The organism is Paenibacillus tepidiphilus (assembly GCF_008635795.1).
Lineage (GTDB): Bacteria > Bacillota > Bacilli > Paenibacillales > Paenibacillaceae > Paenibacillus_AQ > Paenibacillus_AQ tepidiphilus.
Genome location: NZ_VWRQ01000033.1, coordinates 30,471 through 53,578, shown reverse-complemented (window position 1 = coordinate 53,578; position 23,108 = coordinate 30,471). Strand labels below are relative to the sequence as shown.

The 23,108-nt window shown below is 58.1% G+C and carries 17 protein-coding genes; all 17 read left to right on the top strand.

The window, feature by feature from the left end:
* Positions 1 to 100: 100 nt before the first annotated feature.
* On the top strand, positions 101 to 1,639 hold the full coding sequence (locus tag F1379_RS27715) for a phage tail sheath family protein (protein ID WP_150275710.1): 1,539 nt from the start codon (positions 101 to 103) through the stop codon (positions 1,637 to 1,639).
* A 36-nt stretch (positions 1,640 to 1,675) separates the two neighbouring features.
* Positions 1,676 to 2,119 (top strand): phage tail protein, encoded by a 444-nt coding sequence (locus tag F1379_RS27710; RefSeq protein WP_150275709.1) that lies wholly within the window; start codon positions 1,676 to 1,678, stop codon positions 2,117 to 2,119.
* 157 nt (positions 2,120 to 2,276) lie between these two features.
* A complete protein-coding gene (locus tag F1379_RS27705) occupies positions 2,277 to 2,645 on the top strand; it encodes a hypothetical protein (protein ID WP_150275708.1) in 369 nt (122 codons plus the stop codon).
* The gene (locus tag F1379_RS30655) at positions 2,642 to 2,827 is read left to right on the top strand and encodes a DUF6760 family protein (RefSeq protein ID WP_187355329.1); all 186 of its coding nucleotides are present in this window, start codon (positions 2,642 to 2,644) and stop codon (positions 2,825 to 2,827) included. Before F1379_RS27705 ends, F1379_RS30655 begins: the two co-directional genes overlap by 4 nt.
* 9 nt (positions 2,828 to 2,836) lie before the next feature.
* On the top strand, positions 2,837 to 3,313 hold the full coding sequence (locus tag F1379_RS27700) for a phage tail protein (protein ID WP_150275707.1): 477 nt from the start codon (positions 2,837 to 2,839) through the stop codon (positions 3,311 to 3,313).
* 14 nt (positions 3,314 to 3,327) lie between these two features.
* Complete coding sequence (locus tag F1379_RS27695; protein ID WP_150275706.1) at positions 3,328 to 4,896, top strand: hypothetical protein; 1,569 nt, start codon at positions 3,328 to 3,330, stop codon at positions 4,894 to 4,896.
* The gene (locus tag F1379_RS27690; RefSeq protein WP_150275705.1) at positions 4,896 to 5,507 is read left to right on the top strand and encodes a CIS tube protein; all 612 of its coding nucleotides are present in this window, start codon (positions 4,896 to 4,898) and stop codon (positions 5,505 to 5,507) included. Before F1379_RS27695 ends, F1379_RS27690 begins: the two co-directional genes overlap by 1 nt.
* A 14-nt stretch (positions 5,508 to 5,521) precedes the next feature.
* Complete coding sequence (locus tag F1379_RS27685; protein WP_150275704.1) at positions 5,522 to 6,565, top strand: phage late control D family protein; 1,044 nt, start codon at positions 5,522 to 5,524, stop codon at positions 6,563 to 6,565.
* Positions 6,562 to 7,284: a phage baseplate assembly protein V gene (locus F1379_RS27680; RefSeq protein ID WP_150275703.1), complete on the top strand. Its 723-nt coding sequence runs from the start codon at positions 6,562 to 6,564 to the stop codon at positions 7,282 to 7,284. Before F1379_RS27685 ends, F1379_RS27680 begins: the two co-directional genes overlap by 4 nt.
* A 31-nt stretch (positions 7,285 to 7,315) precedes the next feature.
* Entirely contained in the window at positions 7,316 to 7,702 is a 387-nt protein-coding gene (locus F1379_RS27675; protein WP_150275702.1) for a PAAR domain-containing protein, read from the top strand.
* Between the two features lie 4 nt (positions 7,703 to 7,706).
* Complete coding sequence (locus tag F1379_RS27670; RefSeq protein WP_150275701.1) at positions 7,707 to 8,102, top strand: GPW/gp25 family protein; 396 nt, start codon at positions 7,707 to 7,709, stop codon at positions 8,100 to 8,102.
* On the top strand, positions 8,102 to 11,749 hold the full coding sequence (locus tag F1379_RS27665; protein ID WP_150275700.1) for a putative baseplate assembly protein: 3,648 nt from the start codon (positions 8,102 to 8,104) through the stop codon (positions 11,747 to 11,749). The genes F1379_RS27670 and F1379_RS27665 overlap by 1 nt, the downstream gene beginning before the upstream one ends.
* 15 nt (positions 11,750 to 11,764) lie before the next feature.
* Positions 11,765 to 12,637, top strand: a complete 873-nt coding sequence (locus F1379_RS27660) for a baseplate J/gp47 family protein (protein WP_150275699.1) — start codon at positions 11,765 to 11,767, stop codon at positions 12,635 to 12,637.
* The gene (locus tag F1379_RS27655) at positions 12,634 to 13,383 is read left to right on the top strand and encodes a phage tail protein (RefSeq protein WP_150275698.1); all 750 of its coding nucleotides are present in this window, start codon (positions 12,634 to 12,636) and stop codon (positions 13,381 to 13,383) included. Before F1379_RS27660 ends, F1379_RS27655 begins: the two co-directional genes overlap by 4 nt.
* A gap of 27 nt (positions 13,384 to 13,410) precedes the next feature.
* On the top strand, positions 13,411 to 16,236 hold the full coding sequence (locus F1379_RS27650) for a tail fiber domain-containing protein (RefSeq protein WP_150275697.1): 2,826 nt from the start codon (positions 13,411 to 13,413) through the stop codon (positions 16,234 to 16,236).
* Positions 16,237 to 16,252: 16 nt separating this feature from the next.
* Positions 16,253 to 16,441 carry a hypothetical protein gene (locus tag F1379_RS27645; protein WP_150275696.1) on the top strand — a complete coding sequence of 63 codons (189 nt, stop codon included), beginning with the start codon at positions 16,253 to 16,255 and terminating at the stop codon, positions 16,439 to 16,441.
* Positions 16,442 to 16,487: 46 nt separating this feature from the next.
* Positions 16,488 to 22,475, top strand: coding sequence for a tail fiber domain-containing protein (locus tag F1379_RS27640; protein ID WP_150275695.1), 5,988 nt, complete (start codon positions 16,488 to 16,490; stop codon positions 22,473 to 22,475).
* Positions 22,476 to 23,108: the final 633 nt, after the last annotated feature.

Here is a 23,108-nt window from a genome sequence, read left to right as displayed (position 1 = left end):
GGAGCGCAGCTCACAAAACTTAGCGTATGCTTCCGATGCGAGTTTTGTACGAACCATTACCAAGGAAGCGCAGCTCACAAAACTTTTAGGAGGATACAAGATGGCCAACTATTTATCGCCTGGTGTGTATGTGGAAGAAGTCTCCAGCGGGGTCAAGCCGATTGCCGGTGTGGGCACCTCGGTCGGGGCGTTTGTCGGAATCGCAGAAAAGGGTGTGATCGGCAAAGCGGTGCTGGTCACGAACTGGAGCCAATTCGTCAGCGAATTCGGCCAGTTTATTCCTAACGGATATCTGGCTTATGCGGTGTATAACTTTTTTGCCGAAGGGGGCACTTCCTGCTATGTGGTGAGAGCGGCTCCTACCGACATCCAGCCGGCCTCGCTGACCATCCGGGATAAGGAGAACGGTGATTTGTTCAAGGTCGTCGCCCGCTCCGAGGGAGTCTGGGGCAACCGGATTTCGGTCAAGGTGAGCCAATCCTCCAACAAGCAGCAGTTCGGCTTCAAGGTGGTTGTGCAGTATGACGAGGACGACGACTTCAACGACGAATACACCGGCGAAGACGAAGAGGGCAAGATTGTCGAAGTATTCGACAACATGCTGCTGATCAATTTCGAAGAGAAGATCAACGAGGTGTCTGCCTTTGTGAAGGTAACTCCGCTGATCGATCTGGATGTACTGGAGAATATGGAAAAAACACCGGCCTTCAACGAGAACGCTTTGCTTCTCAGCGGCGGTGTAAACGGGATGTCGCCGATTGATTTCCTGGGCGATTCGGTGGAACGCGACGGCATTCATGCCTTTGACACCATCGACGGCATCAATATCGTGGCTGCTCCCGACCTGGCCGACATGGCTTACAGCCGCGGAACCATTCTCGACATGCTCAATTACTGCAAGCAGCGGAAGGATTGCATCTTCATCGTCGATCCGCCGCATGGCCTGACCCCATCTGAGGTCAAGGACTTCAAGGCCGGCGCGGGAGCCTTCTCCGGCAACTCCTTCAACACTTCTTACGGTGCGCTTTATTATCCGTGGGTATACATTAACGACCCGCTGACCGGCAAGCAAAAGCTGGTGCCGCCTTCCGGCGCCATTGCCGGAACCTACGCTTACGTGGACTCCGTGCGCGGCGTGCACAAGGCTCCGGCCGGAACAGCGGACGGCTATCTGGACACGGTCGTGGGCATCGAGAAGGTCATTACCAAAGCGGAGCAGGAGCTGCTGAACCCGGAAGGGATCAACGTCATCCGTTCGCTGCCGGAAGGCATCTGCGTATGGGGTGCACGGACACTGTCCTCCGACTCGGAATGGAGCTATGTCAACGTACGGCGCCTGATGATGTACATTGAGGAATCGCTCGACGAGGGCAGCCAATGGGTGGTGTTTGAGCCGAACGATCCGAGCCTGTGGGGCAAGGTCAAGCGCAACCTGACCGCCTACCTGACCCGTGTCTGGAGAGACGGCGCGCTGTATGGCACCACGCAGGAAGAAGCGTTCTTCGTCAAGGTGGACGAGGAGAACAATCCGCCTGCGGTGCGGGATGCAGGCCAGCTGATCATCGAAGTCGGCGTAGCTCCGGTGAAACCGGCTGAATTCGTTGTCATCCGGGTCAGCCAGAAGACATTGTCCAAATAACAGATTCATATCAGAGCATGAGAGGAGAAATACGATATGGCAACAGGCAAAAGACTGGACCCTTACCGCAATTACCGCTTCCGGGTGGTCATTGACGGCATTCAGACCGCAGCGTTCGCCGATGCGACCATTCCTGACACGTCTACCGAGGCCGTCGATTACCGGGAGGGCATTGATGCGCCGCATTCGCGCAAGCTGTCCGGCCTGACCAAGTTCGGCAACATCACGCTGAAGAAAGGTCTCACCGACTCGCTGGAGCTGTACAACTGGCGCAAAGCGGTCGAAGACAAGGGCGCGCTCAAGAACCGCAAGAGCTTGTCCATCATTCTGGTGGACGAAGAGGGCAATGACAAGGCGCAATGGGATATTCTCGAAGCCTGGCCGATCAAATACGATGTCAGCGCGCTCAGCGCCAAAGGCAACGAAGTGTCGGTCGAATCGCTGGAACTGGTGCATGAAGGTGTACGCCGGGTGAGATAAGCCGGATGCTCCGCCGCCGGGCAGCCGACAACATACGCCTCAACCTACCAAATTATAGGCCTGTATGAACAAGGATCGGCTCCGGAATGGCGCAGCGGCTTAAGTATTCCTAACAACCCCGGACTCATCCGGGCGGAAGCGAGGTATAAACGAAAGCATGGACATATTACAAACGGAATTCAGCTTCACTCTTCCCAAGGGCTATGTAGATGACACGGGTACCCTGCATAAGCAGGGCACCATGCGGCTCGCAACCGCAGCCGATGAAATTATGCCGCTGCGCGATTCACGGGTGCAGCAGAACCCGGCCTATTTAAGCGTGATTCTGCTCTCGCGGGTGGTCGTCAGTCTTGGCGGCCTCAGCATGATTACACCGCGGGTCATTGAAGAGCTGTACACCGCGGATTTTGCCTATCTGCAGGAAATGTACAACCGGATCAACCAGAACGGAGCCAATACCGTGCATACCAAATGCCCGAAGTGCGAGCAGCCGTTCGAGGTTGAGCTGGAGACGCCGGGGGAATAGTCGGCTACCCCCTTGACCGCCTCTATGAGGAGGTAGCCTTTCTGACCTATTATCTGCATTGGGATTATGCGACCGTGCTTGGCCTGGAGCATCCCGAGCGGGACCGCTGGTGCCGGGAGGTCAGCAGCATCAACCGGAAGCTTGGCGGAGGGGAAGAGAAGAAGGAGTTCTTTGAGGCTTAGGAGGTAAACATGCGGCCAAATATTCTGAACATCGGTGCCAGACGGAACTGGGTTCCGGGGTACCGGGAAGACCCTTATCTAGCCTATAACTTTATCGTGGAGATCGACGGAATATCGGTCGCCGGCTTCAGCGAGGTCTCCGGCCTGAGCATTGAAACCCAGGTGGAGCGCAAAACGTTCGGCGGCGAGAACCACAAGGAATTTGTGTTCCTGACGGGGACGAAGCACTCTGACCTGACACTCAAGAATGGAGTGACCGGCGACAATTATTTATGGAACTGGTATCAAAAAGTGATGAATGGGGTCATCAGCCGGCGCAGCGGCTCGATCTGCCTGCTGGATCATTCCGGCAATCCGCAGGTCTGGTGGAATTTCATCGAAGCCTGCCCGATTAAATGGGAAGGCCCGGCGTTCAATGCAGGCAGCAGCAGCATTGCGGTGGAAAGCCTGGTGCTGACCCACAACGGGCTGTACCGGTACAGATAACGATGAGCCCGATCTTGTTAAAGCGGATAAACGCCCCGGGGACTCTTGCAGCGCCTGACTTTGCCGGCAGGATCAGCGGGAAATACGGAATCATCCGCCATCGCCAGGCGCTTTTCGGCCTGATTCTGCGCAAGCTGAGCTTTCAGCTGTCTGGCTGGCCCGAGGCCCATGCTGCTCCAGCCGCTGTTACGAACATACATCCTGTGCGGCTTATCCAAATCCGGCAGGCATCCGTCCACCAGCCAATGACAAGCACGGCTGCGCCGGAACGGGTAATCCGGACACTGCTTGTGAAGCATACCTCAAGCATCGTCATCCGCCAGCAGGTGAATCCTCCCGGCCCGGAGCGGGTGAATCCGGGAGGTTCCGGAGCTGCCGTCAGGGTAGCCGCTTCCGCTGCTCTGCTGCAGCATCCGGAGCAGGAAGCAGCCGGTAACGCCGCCGGACATTACGCCAGGCCGGTTCCGCAGCCGGCAAGAGAGCTGGAGCTTTCGGCAGGTAGAGCAAGGCTGCCGGAGCGGCAGCTTGCGCCCGGCTACCGGCTGCCTGCAGAGCGCGGGCTGGGGGTCATCCGGTCTGCTTCTTCAGAAGAGGAGGGCGGAACCCGGAGTTCAGGCGGAGTAAGAACAGAACGATTACAGCATATAACAACGGATAAAAGTGGTATTATTGCGGCTGATGACCCCTGGCAATCGGTAAAGTCCGGACGGCAGCTGCGGATTCTGCAGAGCCGTTTCCATCATAGCGAGGCCCGTTCTTCCTCTAATCTGCAGGAAGTGCAGCAATATTCAGCTTCGTCACAACGGATGATTCCGTTAAGTCTTGGGCCTGGACGGCAGGCGGCGGCCTCATTACCCGGAACGGTGATGCAGGCGGGAACGGCCCGGTCCGGCGGATCAGCTGATCCGGATGGCCCCGTACCTGCGGCAGCTGTTACGCAGCCGCAGCGGACTCTGCCTGAACTGCTGAAGCTTACTGCCGGAAAGGGCGTAGCCACAGTGCTGGCCGGACTTGCATACCGGAGCCCTTCCGCTGAGAGCGGACGGACAATCTTTCCTGCTAGAACAGTCACTCAACGCGCTGCGGGTGAGCGGAATACACTAATGAGTCCGCTTCCGGCTTCCGCTCAGGAATCCCGGACGGAACTCCCGATGCTGCAGCAGCGGACCCGGTCCGTTGATGTGATCGGACCGTATCGGCGATCTGCCCCGCCGGTGTATCCCGTCAGCGGGCAGGTGCTTCCCGTGATGCCGGAGCTGCTGAACAGACCGGCAGTGAAGCCGCCGGGGCGGGCCATGTCCGGCACAGCGGAGCTTACAGTTGCAGAGCTGCTTCATCACAGCCCAGCGCAGTGGAAGGCTGCGGCGGGAGCGGCAGCGGGCAAGCCGGCAGGGCAAGCGGCGGAGCACATTCAGCCTCCGCAGGCAGAAGGGAATCCCCCGGCTGCGGCTGCGCCGGTGGCCAGGGAGGCTGCCCGGCAACCGAAGGTCAGTGCGGAAGAGATCAATCAGCTGGCGGAGCGGGTATATCAGGTGCTGGAGAAACGAATAGCCATTCGCAATGACCGGAGGGGGCTTAGATAATGGCGGAGAAAGCGAAGATTATTCCGCTGGATATGGGCGGCGGTGCCATTGAGGTGATGTATAACCCCAATGAGTACACCGTTTCTTTTGAAGGGAAATATACGGGCGAGAAGAACAACAAGCAGTTCCAGATTAGCGAAACGCCGGAGTTCAAGGTTTCTTTGTTCTACGATACCTACGAGAAGCGCAGCGATGTGCGCAAGCTGACCCGCAAGCTGACCTCACTGCTTGACCCCAAGGTCAGCGGAAAGAGCACGAAGCGGCCGCCGGTGTGCATGTTTGTCTGGGGCGGCTTTACGTACCGCGGGCTGCTGAGCAAGATCGAGCAGAAGTTCACGATGTTCCTGGAGAACGGTACGCCCGTACGCTCGCTGCTGGATGTCACGTTCATTACGGATGAGCCGGATAAGACGGTCGAGGACAACCAGGGCTTGAATGCCTGCCGCAAGCTGTGGATCGTCAAGAGCGGCGACCGGCTGGATCTCATCGCGAATGAAGCGCTGAAGGAGCCGCTGGCCTGGCGGAGAATTGCCGAACTGAACGGGATTGTCAATCCGATTGGCTTTCCCGGCAAAAATGATATCGGAAGGACGCTGGTCATTCCGGATTAAGGCGGGGGCTGAAGATGAGCACCAGTGTAGCGAACTACAAAATTGAACTGAATGGAAGCAAGCTCTCCGCCGGCCTTACGGCCGCCGTGGAAGCCGTGACGCTGGAGGATGAAATCAATCTGCCGGCTTTGTTCTCCATCCGGCTGAATATGGTCGACTCCGCGGGCGGCATGTGGCGCGGCATTGATCTGAAGACGCTGAAGCCCGGCGACAAGGTGAAGCTCTCGCTCGGGCTGGACAAAGCAGTGCCGCTGATCAGCGGGGAGATTACGTCGCTTGATCTGAATTTCTCCGAGCATTCCGTACTGGATATCCGCGGGTATGACCTGCTGCACCGGCTCCGCATGGGCACGCGCAGCAAGGTGTTCCTCAAGAAGAAGGACAGCGAGATCGCTGCGGAAATTGCCAAGGAGCACGGCTTGTCGCCTGTAGTTGACGATACGGCTACTGTGCATCCCTACCTGTTCCAGAACAATCAGAGCAACTACGAGTTTCTGCTGGAACGGGCCGCGCAGCTCGATTATGAGCTCTATGCCGACGACAAGACGATGTATTTCGTCAAGTCGCGGGCACAGAAGGCACCGACGCTGCCGGAGCTGAGCTTCAAGAAGGATTTTGAACGGCTGAACCTGGAGCTGCGGACGCTGACCCGCGGCAGCAAGGTCAAGGTCCGCGGCTGGGATGTCAAGGAGAAGAAAGCGCTGGAGGCCGAGGCCAAGGCGGGTGACGAGACAGCCAAGATGGGCGGCAAGGAGACCGGGTATGCGATCTCCGCCAAGGGGATCGAGGAATCGCCGATTGCCATTATGGCGGAGAATCTGCTCGATATGAGCGAAGCGAAGGCGCTGGCCAGCGCCGCATACAACAGCAGGCTGCGCGATTTTATCGCCGGCGAAGGCATGTGCTGGGGCAATCCGCAGCTGCGCGCGGGCCAGACGGTGAAGCTGCTCGGCATGGGCGAGCGCTTCAGCGGGATCTATTACGTTGTGTCCACCGTCCACAAGCTGGACAGTAAGGGGTACACAACGACTTTTAGAGTAAAGAGGACAGGCCTATGAACGAAGGACCGGGAATTGGAAGCTTCAGCGAAAGTCTGCTGAATGACGGGCGGATTTACGGCGTTCTGACAGGAATTGTGATCAAGAACGATGCGGTGAACGATAAGGAGAAGCCGGGTCCCGGGCGGGTAAAAGTCAAGATTCCGCTGCTGGGCATGGCCGAATCCAACTGGGCGCGCATCGCTTCTCTGATGACGGGCAAGGGCAGAGGTGTTTTTTTTCTGCCGGAGGTGGATGATGAGGTGCTTGTGGCCTTTGAGAACGGGGATGTCAACCGGCCGTATGTGATCGGCTCCCTCTGGAACGGCAAGGATGAACCGCCCGAGACGAATGCCGACGGCAAGAACAATCTGCGGGTTGTGAAGACCCGGAGCGGGCATCTGGTTGAGTTCAGCGACAAGAGCGGCGAAGAGCGTATCAAGCTGACCTCGGCTAAAGGCCACTCAATCCTGCTGGATGACAAGAGCGGCAGCGAAAGCATCCAGATTATCGACAAGTCAGGCAAGAACAAAATCATGATCCAGACGAAGGACAACAAGGTCTCCATCATTTCCGGCAAGGATCTGGAGCTTTCTGCTCCCAGCGGCAAGCTGACGCTGACTGCCCAGACGGTAGAAATTAACTCCTCCGCTGACACCAAGATTGAAGCCAAGGCCGGGATGAATGTCAAGGCAGCGGGCAGTATGGCGCTCAAAGGAGCGACGATTAACCTGAATTAACTGAACATCAATTAGCGAGGGAGCTGGAGGTATGGGACAACCGGCGGCCAAGAAGGGCGACCGCATTGTTGCCACGGATATGCATATTGTCATTCTCCCCGGACCGGCGCCGACTCCGTTGCCGCACCCGTATACGGGGATCATCGACGGCGCACTCAGCGGCAACGTCAATATTATGGGCCAGCCCGCCGCCACAGTCGATTCCACGGCTACGAATACGCCGGGACATGTTCCCCAAGGCGGCCCGTTTCAGAAGCCGCCCCACAACAAAGGCACCATTGTCGCCGGAAGCGCCAGCGTCAAGATTAACGGCAAGCTGGCGGCGCGGAGCGGGGACGCGGCCAAGACCTGCAATGATCCGGCCGATCTGCCCGTAGGCAAGGTGATTGCGGCGGGAACGGTTTTTATAGGAGGTTAGCAAGATGGAAGTAGTAGATTTCTTGGGCCGGGGCTGGAGGTTTCCGTTCGCTGTGCAGCGGGGCAGCACCAGTGTATCCGCCGGTGAAGACGCCATCAGGGAGTCGATCCTCCTGATCCTGTCTACCGCGCGCGGGGAACGGGTCATGCGTCCCGATTTCGGCTGCCGGCTCAGCGAGCTGGTCTTTGCGCCGAACAATATGAGCACGGCCACACTGATCCGCAGCTATATCGAAGAAGCGCTGCTGAACTGGGAGCCGCGGATTGAGGTGGAGGATATTACGGTAACGCCGCTGGCCAACCAGTCACAGCTCGACGTATCCATTGAATATTCCATCCGGGCCAGCAACAGTAAATACAATCTGGTGTATCCATTCTTCCTTGAAAGCGTGGGGAAATAATGCCAAACTCAGTGCCAATGATTGATAGCCGCAATCAGGAACAGCTGGTTACGGAGCTGCGAAGCTTAATTTACAGGTATTGCGCCAAGGAATGGAGTGACCTGACCGAGCTTGCAGCCGATAAGAAGGCCGAAGCCATGATCCATATCTTTACGGATATGCTTGGTAAGGTAACGGAGCGGCTGAACAAGGCCCCGGAGAAGCACTTGATCTCCTTTCTGAACATGGTCGGCATCAGCCCGACACCGCCGCGGGCAGCCAAGGCGCCGCTGCTGTTTGCGCTGAAGGATGACGCCGCAGGTACAGGCACCATCCCGGCGGGCAGCAAGGTATCCGCCCAGCCCGCGAGCGGCGGGGAACTGATCTTCGAGACTGACAAGGATCTGACCGTGATCCGTCCCCGGCTGGTCCGGGCAGCCAGCCTTGATCCGCTGCGGGACAAGTGGAGCAGCCATGATATTTTGTTCTCGGATGAAGCTGCAGGCGGCAGAGCGGAGCTGTTCACCGGAGACGCCGCAGTGATTCACCGGCTGTATCTGGGCCATGAGCAGCTGCTGGGCTTCGGGGAAGCCGGAAGCCGGTTAACGGTGTATCTGAACAAGCCGGAAGACATGGGGGGACCAGAGGGCGGAACGGGCAGACAGGGAGCCGTGCCGCTGGCGATGGACTGGTTCTGCTTCGATAAGGACGGGAACGCCGTCCGGCTTACCCCTGCGGTCAGCCGGGAATGGGGCGATTCCATCTGGGGAGCGGCCTACCAGTTCGACGGTCTGAGCGGAGTCCAGGCCAAAACGGTCACCGGCTATGACGCAGCGGGCGCTACTCGGGAATGGAACAGCAAATGGCTGTATGCGGAGCTCCGGACCGAGTTGTCTTCGGCCGCAGACATGCCGGACATTGAAGGGCTTCATCTGGCGCTCAGCATTGCCAGTCCCGCGCCGCTGCAGCCGGACACCGCACTCGGAGGCGGAGCGGCGCTTGATTTGGGCAAGGACTATTACCCGTTCGGCGAGAAGCCGAAGGTGAACGATACGTTCTATATTGCCTGCGGCGAGGCGTTCTCCAAGGAAGGCGGCGAGATCGCCCTGCATATTGCGTTGTCCGACCCGGCCATCAGTCCGCTGCCGGATACGAAGTCCGTACAGCTTAGCTGGGAGTATTGGGACGGCGCGGGATGGGACGCAATTACGGACTTGCAGCCGGAAACCCAGACCGGCATAGGGGAAGGGACGGGGCGCCCCGATCTTCTGACCGCCAGCGGCATCGTGCGCTTCCGTTGTCCGGGCATCCGCAGAACGGAGCTGAACGGTGAGGACAATTACTGGATCCGGCTGCGTATTACCGGGGGCCATTACGGAGAGGAAGCGAAATACGGCTACAAGGACGAGGAGGTGCAGGTTGGAGACAGCACGGTGACCATTGCCCAGCTGCAATATACCGAAGCGACCTTTAAGCCGCCTTCCCTGCAGAAGCTCAGTATTGCTTATCAATACACGCTGGAGGATTGTCCTGAGGTTGTGCTGACAGAGAATAATTTCACGTTCGCGGAGAAAACACGGGAATGCAGGGAGGAAGGACTCTATTTCAAGCCCTTTTATCCTTGTACAGAACAGTCCCCGACCTTGTATATGGCCTTCGACGAGAATCCGGCCAATCTGCCGGTGTCGCTGTTCTTCCCGCTGACCGGCGAACAGCTCGGAGTCAGTCCGGTCATCGCCTGGGAATACTGGGACGGCCGCAGATGGCTGACGCTCCCTGTCAGCGATGATACCAGGGGCTTTACCCGCAGGGAAATGCTCCAGTTCGCTGCGCCTGCGGATATTGGACGACGTGCGCTGCTGGGGACCGAGCATTACTGGATTCGCGCCCGTTTGGAGGAAGGTAGCTTCGAGATTGCACCGCAGATAGATGCCGTCTATTCCAATGTGGTGTGGGCGCACAACGTCAGCACCATTGCCGGTGAGCTTCCCGGCTCCAGCAACGGGGAAGAGAATCAGAGCTTTCAGTTATCCAAGACTCCGGTGCTGCCAGGCCAGCGGCTGTGGGTTCGCGAGGCTTCGGGTCAGGCGGAATGGAGCTTGTGGGAGGAAGTGGACGCGTTCTCCTTGTCCGAAGCGGATGGGCGGCATTACATGCTCGACCGCACCAACGGCACGATCAGCTTCGGCGACGGCCGCAACGGCATGATTCCGCCGATGGGTGTGGACAATCTCAAATGCGATTACCAGCATGGAGGGGGAGCTGCGGGCAACGTTGCCGCCGGCTCGATTACGAGAATGTGGGACAGCTTCGACTGGCTGGACGGCGTAACCAATCCGGTGGCGGCGGACGGCGGCTTTGACCAGGAAGGGACGGAGCAGGCCATCGTGCGCGGTCCGCATTCGCTGAAGAGCTGGGACCGCGGGGTCACCGCCGAGGATATTGAATGGCTCGTCCGGGAGGGCATGCCGCGCATCGCCAAGGTGAAGTGTCTCGGTGCCCGGAACCGTGATCTGGAATTTGTGCCGGGAATGGCTACAGTGATCGTCGTGCCGGAGAAGGATGAGCCGAAGCCGGTGCCGAGCCAGGAGCTGCTCAGTGAGATCGAAGCCTATTTACTTGCACGGACGGCGGCCATCCTTGGTTCCGCTGCGCCTCGCATAGCGGTAACCGGCCCCGACTATGTGCGTATCGGCATTGAAGCGAATGCGGCGTTCACCTCGGTGGAGCAGCGTAAAGTGGCGGAAGGCCGGATGATTGACGGACTGAAGCAGTTCTTTCATCCGCTCTATGGAGGGCAGTACGGCGAAGGATGGGCGCTGGGGAATAACCTGTATGTATCGGAGGTTTACGCCCTGCTCAAGAACACGCCGGGAGTGGACTACATTTCGGACATCGCCGTCAAGGCTTCTCTGCAGTGCTATACGCTGGGCATCGAGCCGCTGGAGAGCGGTCCCTACCGCCCGGCCGTGGAATATCCGAAGTACAGCGCGGTGCGGATGAATGACGGCAGCATTCAGATGGCCCTTGCCGAAGGGGCGGCGGCCGGCAGCAAGGTGAAAGCCCTGATGGTCAAAGGCTTCAGGGAGAATACGGAGATTCAGCTGCGCTACCGCAATTACAGCCCGGTCAAGCTGAGGGTCCTCTCCATCGACGGCGATATTCTGGAATGCCGGACCTGGGACGGCGAGGAGCTGAAGCTCAGCTATCCTGAGGGCAGCGATATCGAATACGTCCTGCCCGGAGATGCCGTCGTGCGCTCTTATATCATGAATGAATTGCCGGCAGGCGCAGACACCTTTTCCCTGAAAATCGCCGTCTTTGAGCCGGGAGACATTGTGTACCTCAGCCGCAACGATGAATATATCAACACTACACCGCTGAAGCTCAGCCAGGTCAGCAGTGAGAACATCTTCCTGGAAGAGAACGAGCTGATATACGGCGGCACGCATCTGATCAACAAGATGGACGCTCCGGTGTTCGCATACCTGCTGGACAAGCAGCGGGGCACGCTGCATGATCTGACCGCTGCGCTGCCGGAATGTGCCCTTGAGGAGATCCGCAGGGAGGACCGGAAGTATATTACCGGAACCGCCGGCATCCCGGGAGAGGTGGAGCGCTGCCCGTATTGTTCTGCACAGGCTACGCGTCTTCATGCCAAGCATTAGAAAGGAGGAAGGCCTATGGCGCTTCCGATACCGAATTTGGACGATCTGGATTTCGAGCAGCTGGTCGCCGACGCCAAATCGCTGATTCCGCTGTATGCTCCGGAATGGACGAATTACAATCCCTCTGACCCGGGCATTACACTGGTCGAGCTGTTCGCCTGGTTCAGTGAAATGGTGCTGTACCGCCTGGACCAGGTGACGGATGCCAGCAAGCAGGAGTTTCTGAAGCTGCTGGGTACAGCGCTGAAGGACGGCGAGGAGCTGACGAACGGTATCCGCCGGGGGGTACAGCAGTTTAAGGAAACCTACCGCGCGGTTACGGCGGATGATTACCGATTACTCGCCAGGCAGGGACTGGCCAGGATTCCGGGCATACAAGACAAGTACCCGGACCTGGCGCTGCGCACACTGTGCCTGATCAACACGGATATGGAGAAGGCTGCGGCCGGGGACAAAGAGAGCTTTGGCCATGTATCCGTGATTCTGGTGCTGCAAACCGCCAGGCAGAATGATCTCCTGCGCGAAATCACAGAGATCAAAGCCGCCGTCAAGGCGTATCTTGACGCCCGCAAGCTGCTGACCACGCGGGTGCATGTGGTCGAGCCCGACTACCGCGATGTATCTGTAGATATGGTGGTTTCAGCGAAGAATAAAGGAATTTCCGCTACGGTCAGCGAGGCGGTAAGCCGCTTCCTGGACCCCGTATCCGGCGGAGAAGAAGGAGAGGGCTGGCCTCCGGGGCGGAAATTGTATTCTTCCGACCTGTACCACCTGGTTGAAGCCATCCCCGGCGTGAATTACGTCGCCGCCTTGTCGCTGGATTCACCGGAGCTTAGGCCCTACCAATTATTCCGGCTGAAGGAGCTGAAGGTGGAGGTGCAAGAATGACCACTCAGGATGATTACAGTTATGTGAGTTATCTGCCGCGAATCTTTCAGCAGCAGGCAAACCAGTCTGAGGCTGACTTTTTTCTGGGACGGTTTCTGAAGGGCTTTGAAGCGCTGCTCTCGGGCAAGACAGGGGCGCTCAGCGGAGAGTCGGTGGGAATTGAAGCCCTGCTTGACGGATTTCATCATTATTTCGATCCGCTCAAGACCCCGGCGTCTTTTCTTCCCTGGCTGGCAGGCTGGCTTGGCCTAACCCTCACCGAAGGGGAGGAATACGACGGTAACCTGGATACCTACGAACGGACTCTTACCCCGGCACAGCTGCTTCCGCTGACTGCTGAGCGCAGCACGGTTAACCGTAAGCTGCTCGGCGGTATGATGGAGCTGTACAAGAAACGGGGTACACCTGAGGGCCTTGCAGAATATTTGCAGGTGTTTGCCGGAGAGGAGGCTGCCATCCATATCGAGAGCTATGAGGAGCCGGTCCGCTGCGGCAAAGGCAGCCGAATCGGCATCAACACGATGACCGGACCGGCGGAGCCGAGTTATTTTACCGTCCATATCATTCTCCCCGCACACAGCCGGAGCCTGCTTCAGAACAAGGTGAACATCCTGCAGGAGGTGCTCCGCCGGGAGAAGCCGTTCTATACCAATTACAGCCTGAATATCGAGGTGCCGCGAATGCGTCTTGGCGTGTACGGCCGTGTAGGAATGGAGACCTTGGTCGGAGGAATGAGAGAGGAATAGAGATTACAAATCCGGAGGTTGCAGAACATGGGAAAAGAATTCAAGAGAATGAATTATTTCGACGGACTGTTTCTGAACGCCGCCGATTACAGCCTGGATCAGGACTTCTACCTGCGTCTGCAGCGCCTGCATAACCGCTATCTGCACACCTGGGGCATTGTCACCGGGCTGAAGGTTCAGGCGCTGCCGGACTCAGATATGCAGGTGCAGGTGAGTGAGGGCTTGGCGCTCAATCAGGCCGTCCTGAACGGTGAAAGCGTCAGCCAGGAAATCCTGATCTATGAAGGGCACCCGGATAATCCGGTAAATCTGTCCGAATATATGGCCAATGAGAGCATTTATATTTGGGTCAGCTATCAGGAAGAGAAGTCTGAGCGCAATGTTGAACGGGGTCAGGGCGAACCGATTCATACCTGGGAGCGCGGCAAGATCAGCAGTGGTACCGTCAAACCTGACGGCCCCGGAAACATCGTGCTGGCCCGGGTGGTTCCCCGCAAGGAAGGCACCGAAACGAAGATCGACAATGCCTGCATCTTCGACTACGACGCTGACGCCGACCGAACGCCGCTCAGAATTTATGCAGGGGCGGCCGGCAGGAAGATGGTTACCGAGCAACTGATTGTCAAGGCTAAAAGTGAAGATAACAACGGGAATATGAGTGAGCATGAACAGTCTCTGGCCACTATGCCTTCCGTGTATGCACTGCAGGAAGGGCATGTGCTGGAGGTGAATGCGCCCGAGACCCATTTTACCGGTTCGCTGAACGTTAAGGGCGATCTGACGCTGCAAGGCGAGCTTTATCTCAAGGGGAAGGATCAGTCCCAGAGCGAGCTGCGCATTATGAACAGCTTCGTGGAGGTCAACAGCCCCAATCCTGACGATCCGAATTATGTATTCCCGGGTCCCCGCGACGGTGGACTGGAAGTGTACCGGGGCAACGACGGGAAGCAGGATGCCCGGATTGTCTGGGTCGAGAGCGAGCAATGCTTCAAGGCGGGACTTGGCGGCGATCTCAAGAAAATCGCCTACGGCAACGATTGGGAGGGGCTCATCGGCCACGATTACGCCGACAGCCTGCACAAGCACGGCAAGCTTAGCTCCGCCACCGGCGCCAGCCTGGGCTACAATGCAGCCGGCAAGCTGTACAGCGATGCGGATCTGGGGCTGAAGGACGACAAGATGCTGTGGCTGAAGGCTACGGATAAGGACACCATCGACAGCACGCATGGCCTGGGCTGGTTCGGCAAGGGCAAGCTGTTCGCAGGGGCGGAGGTAGACGGCCCGGCGCTGTTCGGTGCAGCGGGCGGGGTGCTCGGGACAAGGGCGGTCGCCGCCGATGGTACCCGTTCGGACAAGCCCGTACTCTCGTGGAACAGCAGCGGTTATGTGGGCATCGGTCCGAGGAAGACCCTGGAGGATTCATTGGATGTAGACGGCAGCCTGCGCATGCTCAGCGGAAGCAATCCGATCCGCTTCACCTCTGCCTGGAGCGCCTTCCCGGACGGCAAGAACAATACCGCCGAGATCAGCAATGACACCACGAATCATAAAGCGCTGATGATCGTGGGCAATCAATCCGCCGGTCAAGGCAGAAAGGTAGCGATCTGGGACCGGCTCGATGTCAACGGTATGCTCTATGTCAACGGCAGCCTTCAGGCGTCCGGACAGATTATTCCCAGCGTGGGCAGCGGGGCAGGCAACGGCATTGTATTCCCGAGCAATCCGGGCGGCGGTTCCGGCGATATGGCCTGGATTAAATATTATCCGCGCGAAGGCGAGGACTGCACGCTGGAGATCGGAACGACGAACGACAAGCAGGACCATATTTCGCTCAATACCTCGGGCAATGTCGGCATCGGCACGCTGCTCCCTGCGGATAAACTGGAAGTCACGGGCGGTATGCGCATTATGACCGGCGCAGGCCAGAATCCGATCCGCTTCACCTCCGCGTGGTCCGGATTTGCGGGAGGGAACCAGGCTGAGATCAGCAATGATTATGGAACCTACGGGTCACTGATGATTGTCGGCAACTCCAAGAACGGAGGCGCGCGGAAAGTTTCGATCTGGGACCGGCTCGATGTTAACACCTACCTGCAGGTGAACGGTAACGCCAGAATCACCGGAGATCTTGAAATCAACGGAGTTATTAAGACAGCGGTACTGAATTTCGACGGAATGCTTAAAAAGCTTGATGTGGCCGAAAACTTCGACGCCATTGTCCGCTGTGCCGATTTCAAGATCGGTTATCCCGGCCGCCGGGGAGCGCCGGGCAGAGCGCTGGTGGACAACGGCAGCAGCCTTGTCCTTAATTACGGCAACGACTGGTCCTATGCCTCGGTGCACAGCAGTCTGGAGGTCCGCAGCGCCTTGATTCCGAGCGCGGGTAGCGGCAATAACGGCATTATCTTCCCTTCCGACCCCGGCGGCGGCAGCGGTGACTCGGCGTGGATCAAGTTCTATCCGACAAGCGGCGAGAACTGCGTGCTTGATATCGGCGTATCGAACGACGCCGGCGACCGGATCTATCTGCATGCCAGCGGCGGAGTCTACGCCAACGGCAGCATGTATTGGTGGTCCTCCCGCGAGCTGAAGGACAACATCGCCGACCTTCCCGTTAAGGAGGCTAAGGGGCTGCTTGAAGCGCTTAATCCGGTATCGTTCAAATACAAGGACGGATCGAAGGAGCGGACACTCGGCTTTATTGCCGAGGAGGTGCCTGCCCTTCTGGCCGACAAGGATCAGCGTGCGGTCAGTGCGATGGATATTATCGCAGTGCTGACCAGTGTGATGAAAGACCAGCAAAAAGCGATTACCCGTATGCAAAAACAAATTGCCGCCCTGCAGGGTGCATGATATGGAGGAATTAACGATGAGAGAACAAATTGAAGCACGGATTGGACATTTGAAAGCGGAGCTTGAATCCGGCCGGCAAATGATGCAGGAGCTTGATGAGAAACGCAGCGGACTCAGCTATACCTTAATGCGCATCAGCGGCGCGGTACAGGTGCTTGAGGAACTGATTGCCGAGGATGTTGAGGAAGCCGTGCTTCCGCAGTAACTAGGGGTTCATGGGCTGATTTGAAAAGCCGGGAGGAGTGGGACTAGTGCCAAACGATATCAAACGGATGAATTACTTCAACGGGCTGCTGCTGAAGGAGGAAGACCTGAAGCTGGATCAGAGCTATCATCAGCGGCTGCAGCGGCTGCATAACCGGTACTTTCATGATTGGGGGGTCGTAAACGGACTGGAGGTTAAACCGTCGAAGACAGACCCGACCAGGGTAACCATTACGCCGGGGATTGCCATTAACCGGGTGCTGGACCCCGAGAATAATGAGGAGATCGGCCAGGAAATTGTCGTCGGCGCCGATCATCCCAGCCTGCATCTGGATTTGGCCGGCTACAGTACCTCGGACCAGATTTATATCACCGTCAGCTACAGCGAGCTATTAACGGATACAGATGCTGACAAAGGCGGAACGAATAACATCCATGTATGGGAATATCCACTGATCAAGACGAGCTCCAAGAAACCGGAGGAACCCAGCAAAGACATTCTAATCGCCCGCGTGGTGCTGAAGCACCTTCAGGATGGCACCTTAGCCGTCGAAGATACCTATACCACAGACATCGACGGTTCCCCGCTGGTCAGAAAAGCCGTCGGCGGCGCCACGCTGCAGGCGGGCAAGCTGATCATCGGCCAGGAGGCGGGCCCGTCCCAGCCTTACTTCAGCTCTTCCGAGACAGACGATGGCAAGGATACTTCCACGTTATATATCCATGCCGAGAAAAGCGAATTTACCGGGCCCGTCCATACCGCGGCGCTGAAAGTAAGCGGCCAGCTTGAGGTGGACGGCTCCTTCGCCGTGACGGCGGGCGGCGGGGAAACGCTCAAGATTAGCGCGGGAGGCGATATCGAACTGGCCGGCCCCGTCAATGTTACAGGCCCGCTCAAAGCCGGCGGCGGTCTGGATGTCTCCGGCGGGCAGGCGGTATTAGACGTGCCCCAGGTAGTCATCTCCGGCAATATGGTTACCCTGAATAAGAATGACGCCGGACCTTTAAGCAGCGGCATTGAGATCAGCCGCGGGAACCGGCCGAATGCCCAGCTGGTCTGGGACGAGGATGCAGCCGCCTGGAAGATCGGGACCGAGAGTCAGGCCGACCAGGCGGGCAGCGGTCTGCATAAAATCGCCTACGGTGCAGATTGGGAGCGGCTGCGCGGCGGGGCAAGTGCGGATGGGCTGCATAAGCACAGCGGGTTATATGACAGTAAAGGGGCTCCGGCGCTCAGCACAGATACCGATAGCAATGTTGTGATCGAGAACAAGCTGACGGTGGACCAGAAACTGATTGCTTCCGGCAGCGGCCTGGAAATTAAGCGCGGCGAAACGAAGCCGAATGCCAAGCTTGCCTGGAATGAAGCCACCGGGACCTGGCAAATCGGGTCTTCGCCAAGCGAAATGACCGACATCCCGGACGGGAAGCGCTGGGAAGAGCTGACGGGCGGCACTCACAATGCGGATGACCTGCACACGCATAGTCAATTCCATAACGAAGACCGCAGCCTGCTGGCGCTGGAGATCGGTGCCGACGGCAATGTCCATATTCCGCATGAGCTGATGGTCGGCGAGACGCTGACCGTGAATAAGCTGGTCGTCAAGGAAGAAGAGGTGGTCGTCCGCAAGGTGGAGCAGGAGCTTGCGGACAGCTTCCTGACGGTCAACAAGGCGGAGAATGAGGCAGCGGCGGACGACAAGGGCGGCCTTGAGGTGTACCGGGGGAACGGTAAGCCGCAAGCCCGGCTGGAGTGGAGTGAGAATGAACGGAAATGGCGGATCGGTGTGACGGGCAGCATGTCCGACATTCCTTACGGCAACAAGTGGGATGCGCTCACGAATGGAACGGTTGCGGACACCTCGCATAAGCACAGTGTGCTCGGGACCCCTTCCGGCGGGGCAGTGCTGACCGTCAATGATCAGGGCAAGGTGACCGCCTCCGGCGATGCCGAAGTTGCCGGGAAGCTGCTGACCGGGGGGGACGCCGAGCTGCAGGGCAATCTGAAGGTAGGCGGATCGGCTACCATTGACGGTAATCTGACCGTTACCGGCTCAACCACCTTCATTAACAAGAGTGAACTGGCCGTAACCAGCAACCGGATCGAGCTGAACAAGTTCGAAGGCAGCAGCGGTTCGCTGCTGAAGCAGAGCAGCATTGAAGTGTACAGGGGCAGACAGAATCCCAGCGCCAAGCTGGTCTGGGATGAGGAGGAGCTGCGCTGGAAGCTGGGCCTTGGCGATAATTTATCCAATATCGCCTACGGCAGCAACTGGGATGCCCTGACGGGCGGCGTGTCTTCGGATGCCGATGGCCTGCACCGCCATAATTCGCTCAGCGACGGGGAAGGGAATACGGCGCTGAAGACGACAGACGGCGGCGATGTTGAAATTGTAAACAGCGCAGAGATCGAGGGAACGCTCATCGTAAATAACGGGGCGGATATTTCCGGAGGCCTGGCCGTAGAAGGGCAGCTGACGGTGGATGGCAATCTGCTCGTCCGGGGGACCACCACTACGGTTAACCGGGAGGATCTGGTCGTGGAGAGCAACATGATCGAGATCAACAAATTTACCGGCGAAGAACCGCCGGTGAACGAGAGCGGAATTGAAGTCTTCCGGGGCGAATCCCAGCCGGGTGCCCGGCTGGTCTGGAACGAAAGCGAACGCAAGTGGAAGGTTGGCATCGGCACATCGCTGGAGACGATCGCAAGCGGAAGTGCCTGGGACAAGCTGACGCAGGCGGGCAATGCCGACTCCCTGCATATCCATAGCCAGCTGTATAATCCGCAGACGGATATACTGGCGCTCAGCGCCAGCGCGGAAGGCGATGTCGATGTTCACCATGACCTGACCATCGGCGGCGCGGCTACCATTGCCGGAAGCCTGGAGGTCCGGGGGGCAGAAGTAAATCTTCAGTCCGACAAGCTGACGGCCGCCAGTTCAGTGATTACACTGAACAAGGACGGTGCCGCTGCCGCTTCGGCAACCGGCGGAGCAGTTGAAGTCTACCGCGGCACCGCCGGCGCAGCGGCCCAGATCGCCTGGCAGGAGGACAAGGATCAATGGAAGCTTGGCCTTGCCGGAGCCGCCGCCGGGCTGACCGTGGATACAGCAGGCAATATCAGCGCTTCCGGCAATTTGCAGGCAGCAGGCGGTATCTTCACAGGTACTGTCAGTGCGGCCAGTGCCTCTCTCACCGGCAATCTGATTGTCGGCGAGGGGCTGGAAGTGCCGCAGGGCACGGAATCGGATGCCCAGATCAAATGGGTCAAGGACCGCTGGAAGCTGGGCACAGTCAACAAGACGGTACTGAGCCTGACGCGCAGCGGCAGGATGGGCATCGGCACCGACAATCCGACCGAGGCGCTGGATGTGGCCGGCAAGGCCGTCTTCCGTACCGAGACGGAATTCGCGGGAGCCGCTTCCTTCTCCGGCAAGCTGACGGCGCATAAGGAAGCGGCTTTTGAGGAGCAGGTATCCTTCACCAAGCCGGTGAAGGCAGCCGATCTGGCGGTTAACGGCAATCTGGAGGTTACCGGCAAGGTGCTTGCTAGCAGACTGGAAGCCACGCGGGGAGTGGGCTCTGACGGTAACCCGCTGAAGAATGCGTCCATCTATTGGGACAATGAGAAGCAGGCCTGGTTCTATGGAAACGGCGTTACATTGGCGGAGTTCGGGGCGGGCAGAGACAGCCAGAATACGCTGTATGATGCGGTCGGTAAGGGAGTTGCAGTGTATGCCGACAAGGAGGGCAAGGTCGGCATAGGCACCAACAGTCCGCTGGCGGCGCTGGATGTCAGAGTTGCAGCGGATACCACGGCTTTCTCGGTTACAAAGGCCGGCAATGTAGGGGTTGGCACGGCCTCGCCTGCTGCCAAGCTGGACGTACGGGGTGAAGCGGCGGTTACCAAGCTGAGTGTACAGGGCGATGCGGCGGTTACCAACCTGAGCGTACAAGGCGATGCGGCGGTTACCGGTACTTTAAATGCTGCCAGCGCTGTAGTATCCAAGGACTTGACCGTCAATGGCAATCTGACCGTCAACGGCGATGTGGTAACAGTCAACGCGGCAACGCTGGAGGTTGAGGATAGCATTATCCGGGTTAACAAGTACACTCCACAGGCGACACCGGCTGTCACGAACGGCGGGTTGGAGGTATTCCGCGGCGGCACAGCCCCTGCGGCCCAGCTAATCTGGGACGAGAGTGCGGACCAGTGGCTGGCGGGGGCATCCGATGCGCTGAAGGCCCTTGAATACAAGGGCCATACCCATCCGGAAATCGCCGGCTTAAGCGAAGTGTTCACCATTGACGCCGGCAAGGTCGGCATCGGGACAGCAGCTCCGGCAGCCACGCTGGATGTAGGCGGAACCGCGCGTATCAGCGGCAAGCTGACGGTAACGGAAGCGGCGGTCAGCAGCCTTCTGAGCGGCAAAGACGCTGCCTTCACGGGCACCTTATCCGGCAAGGATATCGCTGCTTCCGGAACGCTGACATCCAAGGATGCTTCCGTCACCGGAACGCTGAGCGCCAAGGACAGCGCCGTCACCGGCAAGCTGACGGCGAAGGATGCGGTGATCAGCGGCAGCCTGGCTGTGGGACAGGGGCTCAGCGTGGAGCGCGGCACGGATCCCAAGGCGCAGATTCTGTGGGATGAGGCAGCTGATGAATGGCAGCTTGGTGTCGCCGGGAATATGAAGCAGCTGTCCTATAACGGGCATACCCATCAAGAACTGACTGTACTAAGCGGCGCGCTGAAGGTAGTCTCCGGCAATGTCGGCATCGGTACGGCAAATCCGGCCGTCAAGCTCGACGTCAGCGGCAATGCGGCTGTCAGCGGGAAGGTCAGCGCTGCCGAAGCTGCGGTTACGGGCAGCCTGACCGCGAAGGATATCAGCGCGGGCGGAACCGTTACGGCGGCCAACGCTTCAATCAGCGCGGCGCTCAGTGCGAAGGATGCGCAGGTGACCGGCAAGCTTACGGCCAAAGACGCAGTAATCAGCGGCAGTCTGGCAGTGGCCCAGGGCATCAGCGTGGAGCGCGGCACGGATTCGAAGGCGCAGATTCTGTGGGATGAAGCGGCTGATGAATGGCAGCTTGGCGTTGCCGGCAGCATGAAGTCTCTATCGTACAGCGGACATACGCACCAGGAACTCACCGAATTAAGCGGGGCGCTGAGGATCGTGTCCGGCAACGTCGGGATTGGAACGGCCAGCCCGTCCGCCAAGCTGGACGTCGGCGGCAGCGTTGCCGTCAGCGGCAAATTGACCGCTGCAGAAGCTGCGATTAGCAGCCTCCTATCCGGCAAAGACGCAGCATTCACAGGCGCATTATCCGCCAAGGACGCTACAGTGACCGGCACGTTAACGGTGAAGGATGGCTCCGTGAGCGGCACCTTAACAGCGCCCAATGCGGCGGTGACCGCCAAGCTGACCGCCAAGGACGTTGCCGTGAGCGGAAATCTGGAGGTCAGCCAGGGCCTCACGGTCAGCAGAGGCAGTGATCCCAAGGCGCAGCTGCTGTGGGATGAGGGCCTCGATGCCTGGCAGGCCGGCGTTGCCGGCAGCCTGAAGCCGCTGGCCTACAGCGACCATACCCATGCGGAGCTGACGAAGCTGTCCTCTGCTTTGACCATCGATGGCACAGGTAATGTGGGAATCGGTAAGACCGCAGCAGATGGCTACAGGCTGGATGTCGACGGGAATATGCGGGCCACCAACTTTGCCCAGACCTCCTCCCGGACCTTCAAAGACAACATTACGGCTCTGCCGGTCAAGAAAGCGGTCGAGCTGCTGGGCAAGCTGAAGCCGGTAACGTTCAGCTACAAGGAGGATAACGGCAAGCAGCAGAATATCGGCTTCATCGCCGAGGAGGTACCGCAGATCTTCGCCACCTCTGACCAGAAATCGGTTGTGCTGATGGATATCATCGCTGTGCTGACAACGGTGGTGCAGAAGCAGCAAAAAGATGCCGAGGGCATGCATAAGCAGCTCAAAGCGCTGCAGAAGCAAGTCACCGCACTTACCGGTGCGTGAGCAGCTTCAACCCGCAACCCGCGTCAATGCCAGTACCGTACCTTGTCCGCATCAAACTGCAGCTAGAGACCATCTAACTTGTGATTAAGAGCTGCGCGCGGCAGCGTTACTGTCCTTAAATATGGCTTGGTCAACGTACTGGACTTTGAATTATAGTCGATTTTTCGTCTACGTTTGCCCTGTCTACCTTCACTTCAGCCCATTGTGGTCGGTTTTTTGACTACAATGGGTCTGTTTTTCTCCACGGCAAGACATTGTGGTCGATTTTTCGTCTACAATCGGCCCGTTTACCCTCACGGTAGCCCTTTATGGTCGGTTTTTCGCCTACATTTAGGAATGATCAGCCGGACTGCTAAAACAGCGGAGCTGAAGGAACGACCCGCGTAAAAGCGGCAGCTGAGTAAAGTCATCTTCCATGACACATAAAGATAGATATTAACAGCCCAAACTTTACACAGCGTTTACCAAATCCGTGAAAAAGCTTAAAAAATGAAGCAATTCTTAGTCTCAGCCGGATAAAATGAAGCGTTTACGGAATATCGGGGATATGGGCGATAAACCCAATGATACGGAATTTCAAATTTTAACAATTATGCGTTATACTTTAGTCATCACCACAGGAACAACCAAATA

Excerpts from the sequence above, each read along its gene's own strand:
- F1379_RS27715 (WP_150275710.1), top strand. The coding sequence starts at position 101 with ATGGCCAACTATTTATCGCCTGGTGTGTATGTGGAAGAAGTCTCCAGC.
- F1379_RS27710 (WP_150275709.1), top strand. The coding sequence starts at position 1,676 with ATGGCAACAGGCAAAAGACTGGACCCTTACCGCAATTACCGCTTCCGG.
- F1379_RS27705 (WP_150275708.1), top strand. The coding sequence starts at position 2,277 with ATGGACATATTACAAACGGAATTCAGCTTCACTCTTCCCAAGGGCTAT.
- F1379_RS27700 (WP_150275707.1), top strand. The coding sequence starts at position 2,837 with ATGCGGCCAAATATTCTGAACATCGGTGCCAGACGGAACTGGGTTCCG.
- F1379_RS27690 (WP_150275705.1), top strand. The coding sequence starts at position 4,896 with ATGGCGGAGAAAGCGAAGATTATTCCGCTGGATATGGGCGGCGGTGCC.
- F1379_RS27685 (WP_150275704.1), top strand. The coding sequence starts at position 5,522 with ATGAGCACCAGTGTAGCGAACTACAAAATTGAACTGAATGGAAGCAAG.
- F1379_RS27680 (WP_150275703.1), top strand. The coding sequence starts at position 6,562 with ATGAACGAAGGACCGGGAATTGGAAGCTTCAGCGAAAGTCTGCTGAAT.
- F1379_RS27675 (WP_150275702.1), top strand. The coding sequence starts at position 7,316 with ATGGGACAACCGGCGGCCAAGAAGGGCGACCGCATTGTTGCCACGGAT.
- F1379_RS27670 (WP_150275701.1), top strand. The coding sequence starts at position 7,707 with ATGGAAGTAGTAGATTTCTTGGGCCGGGGCTGGAGGTTTCCGTTCGCT.
- F1379_RS27665 (WP_150275700.1), top strand. The coding sequence starts at position 8,102 with ATGCCAAACTCAGTGCCAATGATTGATAGCCGCAATCAGGAACAGCTG.
- F1379_RS27660 (WP_150275699.1), top strand. The coding sequence starts at position 11,765 with ATGGCGCTTCCGATACCGAATTTGGACGATCTGGATTTCGAGCAGCTG.
- F1379_RS27655 (WP_150275698.1), top strand. The coding sequence starts at position 12,634 with ATGACCACTCAGGATGATTACAGTTATGTGAGTTATCTGCCGCGAATC.
- F1379_RS27650 (WP_150275697.1), top strand. The coding sequence starts at position 13,411 with ATGGGAAAAGAATTCAAGAGAATGAATTATTTCGACGGACTGTTTCTG.
- F1379_RS27645 (WP_150275696.1), top strand. The coding sequence starts at position 16,253 with ATGAGAGAACAAATTGAAGCACGGATTGGACATTTGAAAGCGGAGCTT.